This is a genomic window from Candidatus Borreliella tachyglossi, from assembly GCF_003076595.1.
GTDB classification, from domain to species: Bacteria; Spirochaetota; Spirochaetia; order Borreliales; family Borreliaceae; genus Borrelia; species Borrelia tachyglossi.
Map to the genome: position 1 here is coordinate 750,642 of NZ_CP025785.1, position 14,407 is coordinate 765,048.

20 protein-coding genes and 1 tRNA gene are annotated in these 14,407 nt (G+C 31.5%); 18 read left to right on the top strand and 3 right to left on the bottom strand.

Annotation, left to right across the window (positions count from 1 at the left end; translation table 11 throughout):
- Positions 1–7 precede the first annotated feature (7 nt).
- Positions 8–667, top strand: a complete 660-nt coding sequence (locus tag CR532_RS03600; RefSeq protein ID WP_108729439.1) for an MBL fold metallo-hydrolase — start codon at positions 8–10, stop codon at positions 665–667.
- A 2-nt stretch (positions 668–669) separates the two neighbouring features.
- Here CR532_RS03600 and CR532_RS03605 read toward each other — a convergent pair.
- Together CR532_RS03605 and CR532_RS03610 are read right to left on the bottom strand one after the other, a co-directional pair.
- Positions 670–743: transfer RNA gene (locus CR532_RS03605), tRNA-Val, on the bottom strand.
- A 52-nt stretch (positions 744–795) separates the two neighbouring features.
- Positions 796–1,239 carry a CAP domain-containing protein gene (locus tag CR532_RS03610; protein ID WP_108729440.1) on the bottom strand — a complete coding sequence of 148 codons (444 nt, stop codon included), beginning with the start codon at positions 1,237–1,239 and terminating at the stop codon, positions 796–798.
- A gap of 70 nt (positions 1,240–1,309) precedes the next feature.
- Here CR532_RS03610 and CR532_RS03615 point away from each other — a divergent pair, with 70 nt between their 5' ends.
- From CR532_RS03615 to rnc, 17 genes are all read left to right on the top strand, one after another.
- On the top strand, positions 1,310–1,891 hold the full coding sequence (locus tag CR532_RS03615; RefSeq protein ID WP_108729441.1) for a Dps family protein: 582 nt from the start codon (positions 1,310–1,312) through the stop codon (positions 1,889–1,891).
- A gap of 115 nt (positions 1,892–2,006) precedes the next feature.
- Positions 2,007–4,016 (top strand): elongation factor G, encoded by a 2,010-nt coding sequence (gene fusA / locus CR532_RS03620; RefSeq protein ID WP_199911308.1) that lies wholly within the window; start codon positions 2,007–2,009, stop codon positions 4,014–4,016.
- 87 nt (positions 4,017–4,103) lie between these two features.
- Positions 4,104–4,412: a YjgN family protein gene (locus CR532_RS03625; RefSeq protein ID WP_108729443.1), complete on the top strand. Its 309-nt coding sequence runs from the start codon at positions 4,104–4,106 to the stop codon at positions 4,410–4,412.
- Between the two features lie 301 nt (positions 4,413–4,713).
- Complete coding sequence (gene badR, locus CR532_RS03630; RefSeq protein ID WP_108729444.1) at positions 4,714–5,922, top strand: host adaptation transcriptional regulator BadR; 1,209 nt, start codon at positions 4,714–4,716, stop codon at positions 5,920–5,922.
- A 60-nt stretch (positions 5,923–5,982) separates the two neighbouring features.
- Complete coding sequence (gene ffh, locus CR532_RS03635; protein WP_108729445.1) at positions 5,983–7,335, top strand: signal recognition particle protein; 1,353 nt, start codon at positions 5,983–5,985, stop codon at positions 7,333–7,335.
- The gene (rpsP, locus tag CR532_RS03640; RefSeq protein ID WP_108729446.1) at positions 7,332–7,583 is read left to right on the top strand and encodes a 30S ribosomal protein S16; all 252 of its coding nucleotides are present in this window, start codon (positions 7,332–7,334) and stop codon (positions 7,581–7,583) included. The genes ffh and rpsP overlap by 4 nt, the downstream gene beginning before the upstream one ends.
- A 9-nt stretch (positions 7,584–7,592) precedes the next feature.
- The gene (locus tag CR532_RS03645; RefSeq protein ID WP_108729447.1) at positions 7,593–7,841 is read left to right on the top strand and encodes a KH domain-containing protein; all 249 of its coding nucleotides are present in this window, start codon (positions 7,593–7,595) and stop codon (positions 7,839–7,841) included.
- Between the two features lie 3 nt (positions 7,842–7,844).
- Positions 7,845–8,345, top strand: coding sequence for a ribosome maturation factor RimM (gene rimM, locus CR532_RS03650; protein ID WP_108729448.1), 501 nt, complete (start codon positions 7,845–7,847; stop codon positions 8,343–8,345).
- Positions 8,342–9,061 (top strand): tRNA (guanosine(37)-N1)-methyltransferase TrmD, encoded by a 720-nt coding sequence (gene trmD, locus CR532_RS03655; protein WP_108729449.1) that lies wholly within the window; start codon positions 8,342–8,344, stop codon positions 9,059–9,061. Before rimM ends, trmD begins: the two co-directional genes overlap by 4 nt.
- Entirely contained in the window at positions 9,039–9,401 is a 363-nt protein-coding gene (gene rplS / locus CR532_RS03660; protein WP_108729450.1) for a 50S ribosomal protein L19, read from the top strand. Before trmD ends, rplS begins: the two co-directional genes overlap by 23 nt.
- The gene (locus CR532_RS03665) at positions 9,379–10,206 is read left to right on the top strand and encodes a hypothetical protein (RefSeq protein ID WP_108729451.1); all 828 of its coding nucleotides are present in this window, start codon (positions 9,379–9,381) and stop codon (positions 10,204–10,206) included. The genes rplS and CR532_RS03665 overlap by 23 nt, the downstream gene beginning before the upstream one ends.
- Entirely contained in the window at positions 10,203–10,463 is a 261-nt protein-coding gene (locus CR532_RS03670; RefSeq protein ID WP_108729452.1) for an EscU/YscU/HrcU family type III secretion system export apparatus switch protein, read from the top strand. Before CR532_RS03665 ends, CR532_RS03670 begins: the two co-directional genes overlap by 4 nt.
- A gap of 343 nt (positions 10,464–10,806) precedes the next feature.
- Positions 10,807–11,364 carry a hypothetical protein gene (locus tag CR532_RS03675; protein WP_234416422.1) on the top strand — a complete coding sequence of 186 codons (558 nt, stop codon included), beginning with the start codon at positions 10,807–10,809 and terminating at the stop codon, positions 11,362–11,364.
- Between the two features lie 2 nt (positions 11,365–11,366).
- A complete protein-coding gene (coaD, locus tag CR532_RS03680; RefSeq protein ID WP_108729454.1) occupies positions 11,367–11,864 on the top strand; it encodes a pantetheine-phosphate adenylyltransferase in 498 nt (165 codons plus the stop codon).
- A 50-nt stretch (positions 11,865–11,914) separates the two neighbouring features.
- Positions 11,915–12,097: a 50S ribosomal protein L32 gene (rpmF, locus tag CR532_RS03685; RefSeq protein ID WP_108729455.1), complete on the top strand. Its 183-nt coding sequence runs from the start codon at positions 11,915–11,917 to the stop codon at positions 12,095–12,097.
- Between the two features lie 22 nt (positions 12,098–12,119).
- The gene (gene acpP / locus CR532_RS03690; RefSeq protein WP_108729456.1) at positions 12,120–12,362 is read left to right on the top strand and encodes an acyl carrier protein; all 243 of its coding nucleotides are present in this window, start codon (positions 12,120–12,122) and stop codon (positions 12,360–12,362) included.
- Positions 12,363–13,100 carry a ribonuclease III gene (gene rnc, locus CR532_RS03695; RefSeq protein WP_108729457.1) on the top strand — a complete coding sequence of 246 codons (738 nt, stop codon included), beginning with the start codon at positions 12,363–12,365 and terminating at the stop codon, positions 13,098–13,100.
- Here rnc and CR532_RS03700 read toward each other — a convergent pair.
- On the bottom strand, positions 13,072–14,304 hold the full coding sequence (locus CR532_RS03700; protein WP_108729458.1) for a CCA tRNA nucleotidyltransferase: 1,233 nt from the start codon (positions 14,302–14,304) through the stop codon (positions 13,072–13,074). The two genes, rnc and CR532_RS03700, sit on opposite strands and share 29 nt — an antisense overlap.
- Positions 14,305–14,407 lie beyond the last annotated feature (103 nt).

The following is a 14,407-nucleotide window of genomic DNA, read 5'->3' on the forward strand; positions in this document are numbered from 1 at the left end:
TATTTGCATGAAGCTAAAGAATTTTATATTAGGTGATATAAGAACTAATTCTTATGTTATTTATAGCGAAGATCTCCTTATAAGAGATGCTATTATTATTGATATTGGACAACATCCTATTAAGTTAATTGATTTTTTAGAAAACGAAAATTTGCTTCCTAAGAAGTTATTTTTAACTCATACACATTTTGATCATATTGCAGGGTTGCCTTTGCTCTTAAAGAGGTATAAGGATATTAAGGTTTATGTTCACAAAGAGGAGTTTAAGGGATTTTTTTCATCTAAGCATAATCTTTCTTATTTAATAGGAGATGATGGTTTTTGTCTTAAAGAAGATATTGGTTTTGATTATGAGTTTGTTTGTGATGGCGATTTAGTTGAATTTTTAGATACTAAAATTGAGATTTTTTTTGTTCCAGGGCATTCGCCAGGAAGTATATCTTATAGAGTTGAAGATATGTTTTTTTCAGGAGATGTTCTTTTTAAAGGTTCTATTGGTAGAACAGATTTTTTTCATTCAGATTATGATGTTTTATGTAGTAGTTTGAAAAAGATTGACAGAGTCATCAAAAATGGTTATAAAATATATCCCGGTCATGGATTTCCTACTAACATAGAAAAAGAAAGAAATTTAAACTTAAGCTTTATTAAGGCTATAAGTCAATAACATGGGTCCAGAGGGAGTCGAACCCCCGACATCCTGCTTGTAAGGCAGGCGCTCTGACCAGCTGAGCTATGAACCCTTTCAACACTAAGGACTATTATATAAAATAAATTTTACTTATGTCAATTTGATCAGAATTTTTCTCCAAAAATGACTATGAATATGTTTTCCTTTTTTGGTGTTTGTAATATATAACCGCCCATTTTACTTGTGTCTTTATTTAGGAGAGCTTCTTTGTGAGATGGACTGTTAAGCCAAGCGCCCGTTACATCTCGAACTTCCATTCCGTATGCTAGAATTTCTCTTACCCTGCAAAAATATTTATCGTGTTTTTTAACTCTTTGTATCGGAGTTGTACCAAAGAGAGTATGAGTTAAGACTTTATTTTCGTTAAGACTTATTGCATATTCTTTTGCTACCATCTCAAGAGTTTTGTCTATTTCTAATTTTTCTAACCTTAGATTATCTCTTAATTGATGAATTGATGAGTAAAGAAATGTGAGGTCTTCATTTGCGCTTATGAGGATAGCTTGATTTATAAAAGTCACAATAATAAGAATAAATTTTTTTTGCATAAATTACCCTACCTGTAATAAAATGATAATATCACATCATACATCTAATTAGTTTAAATAGGGGGATAATATGACAAATCATTTAGACTATTTAAAAAAAGATGACCTAGATAAGGTGAACTTAAAGCTTCAAGAATTGCTGGCAGGATTTCATGTTTTTTATTCTAATTTAAGAGGCATTCACTGGAATATAAAGGATGTTAATTTTTTTGTGATTCATAAAAAAACGCAACGTCTTTATGAATATGTTGGGGAAGTTATTGATATTTTAGCTGAGCGATCTAGGGCGCTTGGGTATGATTCTGAGTTTAGGTATTCCGAATTTACTAAAAAATCTTTTATTGAGGAGATTAGTTTACAGACAACTTCAAGTTTTAACTCCTCGATTCAAAGTATTATTCGCAATCTCAGTGACATTCTTAAAAATATTTTTGAAACAAGATGCGTGGTTGATAGTGCATGTGATTATGGGACAGCTAATGTCTTAGATGATATCATTACCGCTTTTGAAAAATATTTATGGATGTATAAATCTTTGTTGTGTGAGTGTGAATGCCCATGTCACGATCAGGAATGTAGCAATACATCTGAGGATAAGGATTCATGTGATGATAAGGAATGTTGTAAAGATAAGCATGAATCTGTGGTATGATGTAAGGATAATTTGAAAAACTTATTTTATATGTGTTGATTAATAATGTAATTGTATTTGATTTAGAAAAAGCTATAGTGAAATCTATAGCTTTAATCTTATGCTTGAGGGCTTTATGGAAATTAGGAATATTGGAATTATGGCGCATATTGATGCTGGTAAGACTACTACTACAGAGAGAATTATATACTATACAGGCAAAACTCATAAGATAGGTGATGTTGATTCTGGAAATACAGTCACTGATTGGATGGCCCAAGAGCAAGATAGGGGCATTACAATTAGTTCGGCTGCTATTACTTGCTATTGGCGAGAACATCAGATCAATATTATCGATACCCCTGGACATGTTGATTTTACAGCTGAAGTTGAGAGGTCTCTGCGAGTTCTTGATGGAGGAGTTGTTATTTTTAGTGCTGTTGATGGAGTACAGTCACAAACTGAAACAGTTTGGAGGCAAGCATCAAAGTATGGCATTCCTAGGCTTGCTTATATTAACAAAATGGACAGGGTGGGAGCTAATTTTTTCAAGGTAGTTGAGGATATACAAAATAAATTTGGTATAGTTCCAATAATTTTGCAAATTCCAATTGGGAGCGAGAATAGTTTTGAAGGAATGATAGATATTATTCGTAATGAGGAATTGCATTTTGAGGTTAGGGATGGTAAACCTATTGTGATTAAGAGAAAAGTTAGCGAGGAATTTGTTCAGGATGTTAAAATTTTTAGGGAGAAGTTAATAGATTCCCTTAGCAATTTCAGTGAAAGAATTACGGAACTTTTTCTGGAAAATGCTGCGATTGATGATTCTCTTATCATAGGAGAAATTAGACAAAATACTATTAATGGCTTTATTATCCCTGTTTTAATGGGAACTAGTCTTAAAAATATTGGTATAGAGCCTTTAATAGACGCAGTTGTGGATTATCTTCCAGGTCCTTTTGATAAAAATTTTAATGCTTATTCTTTAAAGACAGATAAAAATGTGTTGATTAATCCTAGAAATGAGAAAAAGTTATCAGCACTTGTTTTTAAGGTGCAATATTTTAGTGCAATTGCTGCACATCTTTATTTTATTAGAGTTTATTCAGGGAAACTTAATTCATCCAAAAAGGTTATAAATATTGGTAATAATAAGCGTGAGAAATTGACAAGAATCTTTCGGGTTTTTTCTAATAAAAATGAACAGATCGATGAAGTGCAAGCAGGAGATATTGGAGCAGTGATTGGGCTTAAATATTCTATAACAGGGGATACTCTTGTTGAAGAGGGGAATGAAATTTTGCTTGAGTCTTTGGTATTCCCAGAACCGGTTGTCTTAATATCTGTTGAAGCAGAGAGAGCATCTGATGATGCTAGGCTTAGGGAAGTTTTTGAGATTATAGCTAAAGAAGATCCTACTTTTAGCTATAAGGAGAGTAAAGAGACGGGGCAGTTATTGGTGTCTGGGATGGGAGAGCTGCATCTTGATATTATTATTACAAGAATTAGAGATGAGTTTAAACTTAATGTTTATACAGGAAAGCCCCAGGTAAGTTATAGAGAGAGTTTAAGTTCTACAGTTAATGATATATTTGAGTTTATTAATGTTTTTGCAGGTAAAGAACTCAATTTAAAAATTGGTATGATTGTTACTCCTTTAGCGAGAGGTGAAGGGAATAAAGTTGAGTTTGAGTGCGATGTTGAGCCTTTGTTTAGAGCTGCAATATTAAGGGGGGTTACTTCTGCCTTCTCAAGTGGGATTATTGGATATCCTATTATTGACGTAGGAGTTAAGATTACTTCTTTAGGTTATGACAAAGGCAAAGTTAGTGAATTTGCCATCGAGTCAATAGGCGGACTTGCTTTCCATCGGGTTTTTAGGCAAGCAAATCCTATCAAGCTGGAGCCGGTAATGATTTTAGAGATTAGGACTCCCATTGAATACACTGGAGAAGTGATTTCTACATTAAATCTTATTGGTGGAATTGTTCATTCTATTAGTAATACTGAGGATTGCGAAATAATCAAGGCTGAGGCAGCTTTTGAAAAACTTTTCGGGTATACTTCTGTTTTAAGGAGTGCTACTAAGGGCAGGGGAATTTTTACTATGGAATTTTCTTACTTTAAAGAAAAGTGGGATTAGTTATTAATTTTTAATTAATGTTATATATTTCAACGTTAAGCAATTTATTAACTTTTGCTTTATGAATTAAATTAAGGAGGATTTTCTATGTCAAATAAATCGTATTTTGATGGAGATCTTTTTGAGTCAATTTGTATATACATTGGATCAGCCTGTATTGTTTTGTTTACTTTGGGAATTTGTTTCCCTTGGGCTTATTGTCTTTACTGTAAATATAGGATTTCTCATACTGTGATTGATGGGCATCGTTTGAAATTTGAAGGTAATGGGGTAAGCTTTCTAAGGAATTGGATTGTTTGGTGGTTTCTATGTTTTGTTACTTTTGGAGCTTATTCTTTGTGTTTGATGAATAAAGTTGAGCAATGGAAAATTAAGCATACACATTTTGCCGATTAATCTTAGTCGGTAAAATGTGTGCTTAAGCTTTTTATTGTGATTTTAGGTTTATTTAAAAAATATTTTAGATTTTCATTTTGTAATATCTGGGCTCAGTTTAATTCTTTTGATTAGTTAGTGTTAGGATTTACGTTTTAATAATTTGTTAGAGTATTTTAATATTGGTAAATTATGAGATATTTTTTGTTATTAAAAAAGATTTTTTTTGTCTTTTAAGTACCACTAGAATATTAGGGTCATTTTTTGATATTATGTCTTATTATTAATATTTTTTTATTTTAAAAATAAAGGAGGTAGTGCTATGCAAGGTGAGAATATGGTTTCAATAAGAGGTGGTAATAGAAAAAAAATACTCCTTAGCTTAAAGAATATGCAGTATTCAAGAACAGATTTAGCTCGCAAATTATTGTTAACAAATGCTGCTGTTACGATTCTTACCAATCAGATGATCAAGGAAAATATTTTAGTTGAAGTTGGATCAAAAGAATCAGATATTAAGAAACATGGACGAAAAGAAATACTTCTTGATATTAATAAAGATTTTGCATATTCAATGGGAGTAATTATTTCAAGTAATTATTTTCAAATAGGAATCGCAAATCTTAAATGCGAGGTTTTAATAAGTGAAACTTATTCTTTTGAACCTCCAGTTAGTGCTTATGACATTTTAGAAAAAATTAAAGATCATATGATAGAGATTATTTGGAAACATAATTTTTCAAGAGACAAATTTATTGGATTAGGATTTAGTATTACTGGAATAATTAAGGATAAGGAATCAGGTATTGTCAATGACAGTCATGGAGCATGGATTGAAAAAAATGTACCTGTCAAGGCCATACTTGAAGAATATTTTTCACTTACAGTATATCTTGAAAGTTACGTGAAAAACCTTTCTCTTGCCGAATTTATGGGAAAAAATGTAGATAATATTATGTTTTTTGACTATACAGATACTGCTGAACTCTCTATTTGGTCTGATGGTAATGTTTATGCGGGATTTAATAACAGATCTGGAATGGTTAGTCATATGATAATTGACTATGGGGGTGAAAAAAATTGTCCTACTTGTGGAAATAAGGGGTGTGTTAATATGTTGATATCTAACTTTGCGCTTCAACGTTTGGTATCAAAAGAGTTTATGAATGGGGAGATTCCGGAACTTTATGACAAGTATGAAGGTAAGCTTAAAAAGGTAACTATATATGATATTTTTTCTCTTCACGAGAAGTATGGCTTTATACAGAAAATAATGGCGGATACAGTGAAGTATTTAGCAATAGTTATTATTAATATTCAAAGGGTTCTTGATTTTAATTATTTAGTGCTTTATGGACAAAGCTTTAAACTTAAAAGTTTTTTTGATTTATTGAAAGAGGAGATAAAGCGATTAAATAAAGAAAGCATAGTATTAAAGCTTAGTTCTCTAGATACGGAAGTATCTGTTGTAGGACCCGCCTCTAGTGTTATTTTTAATAAATTCTATTTAACTGGAGGAGATATTGATTAATATTTTCTTTTTTTGTATTGTATATTTTGTAGGATTTTTTGCAAATGAAGGTGATTTGTAGTGTTTGATAATTTAAGTGCAGGTTTTAGAGACTTTATAAGATATGTCTCTGGAAAGTCTGTAATAAATGAAAAAAATATTGCAGAAGCCATTGATACTGTTAGGAATGCCTTAATTGAGGCTGATGTTAACTTAAGGGTTGTAAGACGTTTTATAAATTCTATTGTCGAAGAGGCAAAGGGAATTAAAGTTTTAAGGAATGTTGATCCTAGGTCTCAGTTTATTAAGATTGTCAATGATAAGCTTGTTAATTTTCTAGGGAATAAGCATTCTGAACTTGTTTTAAGTCCTGTTAATAAGCAGTCGTATATACTTATGGTTGGTCTTCAAGGTTCGGGAAAAACTACAACATGTGCAAAACTTGCACTTCGACTTAAATTGGCGAATAGAAAAGTTCTTCTTGTTGCTGCAGATACTTTTAGAGTGGCCGCAGTTGAGCAATTGGGGATTTTAGGCGAGCAAATTGGTATTCCTGTGTTTTTTATTGAGGGTGAGGAAGATCCTGCTAAGGTTGTGAAGGAAGCTGTTAGGTATGCTAGAGCAGAGCTTTTTGATACTGTGATAGTGGATACTAGGGGACGTCTTGAGGTTGAAGATTTATTACTCAAAGAGGTAAGGAAACTTAAAGATATTTTGAGCCCTATGGAAACAATACTGGTTGCAGACGCGATGACGGGTCAGATTGCTGTAAATATTGCAAAGGAATTTAATGATCATGTTGGAATTACGGGGGTCATTTTTACCAAGTTTGATTCTGATGCTAGAGGTGGGGCAATTCTTTCGCTTAAGACTATTTGCGGAGCTCCTATTAAATTTGTGGGAGTTGGCGAGAAACTTGAGGATCTTGATATTTTTTATCCAGAAAGAGTTGCTTCGCGAATTCTTGGTATGGGTGATGTTGTTAGTCTTGTTGAGAAGGCTCAGTCTGTTATAGGCAAGCAAGAAGCTTTAAAACTTGAAGAAAAAATTAAAAAGGCTGGCTTTAATTTTGAAGATTATTTAAATCAATTTAAGTACATGCGAGGTATGGGGGGAGTATCTGGTTTAGTGGGGATGCTTCCGGGTGTTTCATTGGAAATATTGGGAGGACGCAATATCGATGAGAAGGAGCTTAAAAGAGAGGAAGCAATTATTCTTTCTATGACTTTAAAGGAGAGATTAAATCCTGTTGTTTTAAGTAGTCCTTCAAGGAAGAAAAGAATAGCTTTAGGGAGTGGGACAACGATTTTTGAGGTAAATAAACTTATGAAAAAATTTAGTCAGACGACTTTAATGATGAGAAAGATGAAAAATAAAAGCTTTCAGAATAAGATGGCATCTCTTTTGGAAGGTAAAGGAGGAATAGTAAATTGAGTGTTAGGATAAGATTGAAAAGGATGGGTGCAAAGAAAAGACCTTATTATCGGATTGTGGTTATGGATTCTGCTTCGCCTAGAGATGGACGAGCTATTGAAGAGCTTGGATATTATCATCCTGTTGAAAAACAAAATCAAATCAAAATAAATGAAGAAAAGGTCAAGGATTGGATAAGTAAAGGTGCTATTCCGAGTGATACGGTGAAAAGACTTTTAAATAAAAATAGTGTTAGAGTTGATAGTTAGGAGGACTTAATGAAGGAATACGGCAATGAAATTGAGCTTATAGAGTTTGTAGTAAAATCTCTTGTGGATAAACGAGATGAGGTTAAATTAAATGTAGTTGAGGGTGAGAAGTCAACCATTTTGGAATTAAGAGTTTCCACAAATGATGTTGGAAAGATAATTGGGAGGAGGGGACGCATTGCAAGGGCTATTAGAACACTGCTTAGTGCTTGTGCTGCAAAAACAAATAGGAGAGTTCAGTTAGAAATTTTGGACTAATTTATGTTTGTAAAAGGCATAATATTGTCATCTTATGGAATTCATGGATATGCTAAGATTAAGAGCATATCCAATGGTTTTGATAGTTTTTTTGCTTTAAAGGGAAGTAAATTAATTTTAAAAAAGAAACGTTATTCTTCGATTGAGGTGAGGGTTGAGGATATCTCTTTAATCAATAATTCATTGTTATTAAAGTTTGAAGAATTCAGTGCTCCTGAGTGTATTAAGAGATTAATTGGTTTTGAATTGTGGATAGATGATGAGTTTGCATCTAAATTGGAAGAAGGTGAATATTACTTTGGAGAACTTATTGGCTATAGGCTTGTTAATAACGAGAAAGAATTGGGAGTTGTTGTCTCTTTTTTAGAATGTGGGGAGTCAGTTATTCTTGAAATTAAGGCTGGAAACAAGTTATTTTTTGTTCCCTTTTTGGATGTTTATCTTGGAGAGATTGATAGAAGACTTAAAACTATTGAACTTAGGATATTAGAACTTTTAAAATGAAAATTACAATACTCTCTTTATTTCCTTCAATAATTGTTCCATTTTTTGAAAATTCAATAATGAAAAAAGTTGTGGATAGGGGCATTATAAGTTATGAGATTGTTTCTATTCGTGATTTTTCTGACGATAAACACAAGAGGTGTGATGATATTCCTTATGGGGGGGGTGCAGGGATGGTTTTGAAAGCCCAACCCTTGTTCGATGCTCTTGATTATGTAAATTCAAAAGAAAAAACTACAATATTCTTAAGTCCATCTGGATTGAGGTATACTCAGAGACTAGCTTATGACTTGTCAAAGGAAGAAGAACTTGTTATAATCTGTGGAAGATATGAGGGGCTTGATCAGCGTGTAATTGATTTATATGTTGACTTTGAAATTTCTATTGGAGACTATGTACTTTCTTCAGGTGAGGTTGCTGCTCTTGTTTTGATAGATAGCGTATATAGGTTATTGGATGGTGTAATAAATCCAAAGTCTTTGCTTGAAGAGTCATTTAATGTTGAGAGTGGCTTGCTTGAATATCCTCATTATACTCGGCCTTATGAATTTAGGGGATTGGAAGTCCCTAGGGTGCTTATCTCGGGGCATCATGAGGAGATAAAGAGATGGAGGGTTATTCAATCTATTGAGAAAACAAAGAGAAATAGATATGATTTGTACCTTAAATATTTAGAAATGATAGGAGAAGATAATGGATCTAATAAGGCAAATTGAGGCTAGCGGTAAAAGATTGGAGGCTTTAAATTTTAGGGTAGGAGATACTGTACGTGTTAGTTATAGGATAATTGAAGGTAGCAATGAGAGAACACAAAATTTCGAAGGTCTTGTTATCTCTGTGCAAAACAAAGGTATTGGACAGAGTTTTTTAGTTAGAAAGATTTCCTCAGGGATTGGAGTTGAGAAAATTTTTCCAATGCATTCTCCTATTGTAGAAAATGTTCAGGTTTTAAAGCGAGGAAAGGTGAGGAGAGCTAAGCTTTACTATATGAGAGATCGAATTGGTAAGGCTGCTATGAAGGTAAAGGAGCGCCTTGATACTAAGAAACTTAAGTAATATTTCAATACCTAAGATTAATTTAAATAAAAGTTTGCCTTTGAGTGGAAAAATGGAAATTATTAAGTCTATTGGTGTTAATAAATGGCTTGTTTCTTTTTTAGGTAATTATTTTGAAGTAAAGAGTAGTTTACCTTTAAGAGTTGGGGTTAGGTATTTGGCTAAGATGGTTAATAATTCAGGTAAGTTTTCGATTCAGGTTAATTATACAGCTCTATTTGAAGATTTAGATTTACTTGAAAGTAGCAATAAATTTATAGTTAAACAAAATGGTAATTTTGATCAAAGTATTAGCGGGATATTTAAAGGTGTGTTTGATAGCGTAGAGGATGAATTTATTTTAAAATTTCTTTTGACTTTGCAGGGTCAAGATATAAAAGCTCAAGATTTTATAAAAATTTATGATTATTTTAGTAATAAGATAGAGCAAAAAGAGCAGAGTAATAAGTTGCCGATTTTTATTGAAAACGATAATAATTTTATTATTTCTATCCCATTTAGGTTCATGGAAGGATCAGGTTTATTGTTCTTATTTTCTTGTAAAGATTTGAAGATGCTTTATAGATGGAGTTTCGTTTATTTTTTTAGTAAACAAGAAAAAATTATTTGCGAGTTTGATAAAGCTAGCTCCGATTCTAAAGTAAGAATATATTCAGATTTTAGTCTGGATGATGTTCTTGGAGAACTAAGCAGTGTTCTTTGTTCTTATAGAATAACTGATATAAAAGTATTAGATTCAATCAAAGAGTTTGAAGATTTTGATTGCGAGTTAATAGTAGTTAAGAGTATTAATTTTAAGGTATGAGAAGAGAAAAATTAGCTTTATTAATTAAGTATGATATTAAATTTCCAGCTCCTTTTGTTCTAGCTAAGGCTCGAGGAGAGAAGGCTTTGCTGATAAAGGAGCTTGCTGAACGAGAGAATATTCCTATTGTGGAGGATAGATATTTGTCTGAGAGTTTATTTTCAATTAATGAGGGGGATTTTATTGATTTTAAGTATTTTAAAGTGATTGCACACATTTTGTCTGTTGTATATAAATTTAAGAATAATAAATTATGAATAGGAGATAAATTGGAAATCTAGGCGAGACTTTTGCTTTTAAACATTTGTTTGACAATGCTTATGAAATAGTAGATGGAAATTATTATGGTTCATCTGGGAAGCTTTGATATTGTTACTAAAAAGAATGATATCTTGAATTTTATAGATAAAATTTTAGAATGTTTATTCATTTGAGAACTTAGAATGCTCAATCAATAGAAGAAAATGATCAATATGGTAAAAACAACGTTAGAGTATATCATGTTTAATGGTTTAAGTCATATGGAGTATTCTCTTGATCTTATTTTTAATTTTAAGAGAAAAATTACATATTTGCTTGACATACTTGAAGGAGATCGCATTGAAATTTAATCAAGGCCAAGCTGGTGCCAATAATTTTTCAAAGGGAAATAAGGCTTCTTATTGGAAGAGAAAAAAAGTAAGTCCCGATATAAAAAACCAACCCGATACTAACAAACAAAATATTGTCCCTGTTGGCCTTAGGCATAATAAATCTGTAGGCATGAATTCTAGCAGGCAGGGGAATTATAAGGTGAATAGGCCAAAGGGTTACAGAAAAGAGTACAGGTCGCGAATAATTTTTAAAGAGCTGTGTCCTGTTTGTGAAAAGCTGATTAAAGAGGTTGCTTCTTGTATGTCTATGAAGTTTAGTAATGAAGATAAACCTATACATTTTGATTGTGCTATTAATAAACTAAAATCTGAAAATGAAATTTTAAAGAATGAGGATTTGATATACAGGGGTATTGGCAAATTTTTTGTTGTTGATAAATCTAGTAGAGGAAATAATTTGACTTTCAAGATCGTAAGAGAGATTGATTTTGAAAATTTAGAAGGGCGACCTAGCTGGCGTAAAAAAATCCTTAAAGATATGAATAAGGGATTTAAATTTGATTGACTATGAGAATAGCAGTTTTTCCTGGATCATTTGATCCTATTACTTGGGGGCATATTGAGGTAGTAGAGAGAGCCTCATTGATTTTTGATAAGGTTATTGTTCTTGTTGCTAAGAATAGTGTTAAGAGTTATTTACTTAGTGATATTGAAAGGTATGAACTTACTTGTGAAGTTATTGCGTCTTTAGGGTTTTCAAAGGTATTTGTAGATAAGTATGATGGACTCATTGTAAATTATGCTTTGGCGAATGATATTGGTTTTATCGTTAGAGGGATTAGGGTTTTTCATGATTTTGAATTTGAGTTTGAAAGGTATATCATTAACAAGGAGCTTAGTTCTGCCATAGATACGGTATTTTTACCGAGTAGTGCTAGATGTTTGTTTGTAAGGTCAGATTTTGTTAAGGAATTGATAAAGAATAAAAATTTTGACCTCTGTAAGTTTATTCCTGAGTTAGTTCAAAAGAAGTTAAAAGCTAAGTTTATTGACAAAGGGTCTTAATAATATATATATTATTAAGATAAATTTATTTATTTTAAGGAGACAAGTAAATGGCTGTTCCAAAATTTAAACCTTCAAAGTCTAGAAGCAGGACAAGGCGTAGTATCAATATGAGAAAAAAAATACCGCAACTTCAAGAATGTTTAAGCTGTGGTAATCTTGGGGTAAGGCACAGGATATGTCTAAAGTGTGGGTATTATAGAAATAATCAGTATTTGGAATTAGAATTGTAGTTTTAACGAGGAATATGTGTTTATGGAACAAAGTGAAATTTTTAAAAAGGTTAGGTCTATTATATCTGAACAGCTTGATAAAAAGGAAGATGAAATTACAATGGAATCTAGGTTTGTTGAGGATCTTGGTGCTGACAGTCTTGATATTTATGAACTTTTATATTTATTGGAAGAAGCATTTGATGATAAAATTCCAGAAAATGAGGCTAGTGAATTTGAAACAGTAGGTGATGTTGTTACATTCATTGATAAGAGAAAGAATTAGATGGTAGGGAATTCTGTTACAGTGAAGGTTGATGGAGATCGAAAAAGGCAATTAGATGAGTTTTTAATGAATTTGCATATCGATTTTGATGACACTGATTTGCTGAATACAGCTTTAAGTCATTCATCATATGCGAATGAACTGGAACAAAAATCTACCAATAATGAGAGATTGGAATTCTTAGGGGATTCTGTTCTTAATCTTATTATTACAGACTATTTATATAAGTTTTATCCTGACAAGAGCGAGGGGGAGCTTAGTAAAGCTAGGTCTTATATTGTTAGTGAAGATTCTCTTTCTAGTATTGCGAGAGAACTTGAGCTTGGTAGCTATCTTTTGCTTGGTAGGGGGGAAGAGAGTAATGATGGACGCAATAAGAAAGGCATCTTAGCGGATGCTATTGAGGCTTTTGTTGGTGCGATTTATCTTGATGGTGGATTTTTAAAAGCTTCGGCTTTTGTGGTAGAACTTTTTGATGTTCACATAAGGTTGATGTTTAATCGTGGCGACTTTAAGGACTATAAGAGTCTTCTTCAGGAATATGTTCAGAAGAAATATAAGATTTCACCAAGTTATAAATTAGCTAAAGAATCAGGTCCGGATCATAATAAGGTTTTTTGTGTAGAACTTTATGTAAATGAGAAATTTGTCTCAAATGGCAGAGGTAAGTCTAAGAAAGAAGCCGAAATGAGAGCAGCTGAGATGGCACTTAAGAATATTGAGAATATTGATCTTTAATATTTTTTACGCTTTGTATGAGAATTGATTTTTTGTTTAATTTGGGATTATTTAATACCTTTTTTAGTAAATCATTTAAGATTTGTCCGATATTTTTGGTTTCTGTTACTGTAAGATTTTTGATGTCATTTCCATTTATTTCTAATTCTTTCAAAGATAATGGATTGTTTAGTAGCTTTTTACTTTTTATCTTATTTATTATGAATTTAAATTTATGATCTTTGCCTTTAAGGGATCTATATATATCAAATATTTCCTTGTAATTTTCTTTGGTGGCTTTGCTAAGTAGGATCCTAGCATCGCTTAAATTTTTAATTTTTAGAGTGTTGATTTCATCAATGATGGATCGGTAAAATAATATTAATTTTATGTCTTTGTTTGAAAACCTGAGTAATTTCAATTTTTCGTTTAAAGATGATATGTCTTTTTTTATTGTGAGCATAACTATTGCCTTTAAATGAAATTTTTTTCTTTCGAGAAGAATAATTCTATTTTTTATCTTTTTATTTATTTCTATATTAAAAAAGTATTTGAAGAAATTTATTTTTTGTAGATAATAGATCCCTTTTATTGGGTTTTTTCCTTCTAAAAGTTTAATAAATTCATTGTTTATTCTCTCTTTAGATAAAGCCAAAATATTTTCTTTTTTGTATTTCATAGAAATTAAGGTTTTCTTGTCAATTATAAAGTCAAGAGTAGATGCAAATCTTGCTGCTCTTAAGATTCTAAGAGCATCTTCCTCTAACCTTTTGTTCGGATCACCTATACATTTTATTAGCCTTTTATTAAGGTCTCTTATTCCGTAATAGTAGTCTAGTATTTTGCAGTTGAGTATGTCCATTGCAATAGAATTTATTGTAAAATCTCTTCTTTGCAGATCTTCATTTAAGGTTTTTGTAAATTCTATTTTCTTAGGAGACCTTTTGTTTTCATAATCTTGGTCTATTCTATAAGTAGTGATTTCAAAAATTTTCTTATTAAAAATTATGCTTATTGTTCCATGTTTTATACCCGTTTGTATGTTATTTGGAAATAATCGTATTATTTCTTCTGGAGTTGCATTTGTTGTAAAGTCAAAATCATAAGGCGTTTTCTTAAGTAGTAAGTCTCTTAAGGCACCTCCGACTAGGAAAAACTCATAGTTATTACTATTGAAGATTTTACCAATTTTCATTATATCTTGACTATTAGTTCCTAAATTCATATAGAAATATATTATAGTTGAAATATTATTTTTTAAAAGAACTAGTTTATAATTTTAGGTTGTTCTTAAATTTTTAAGGAATGTTTATTATATTTTGATTTGA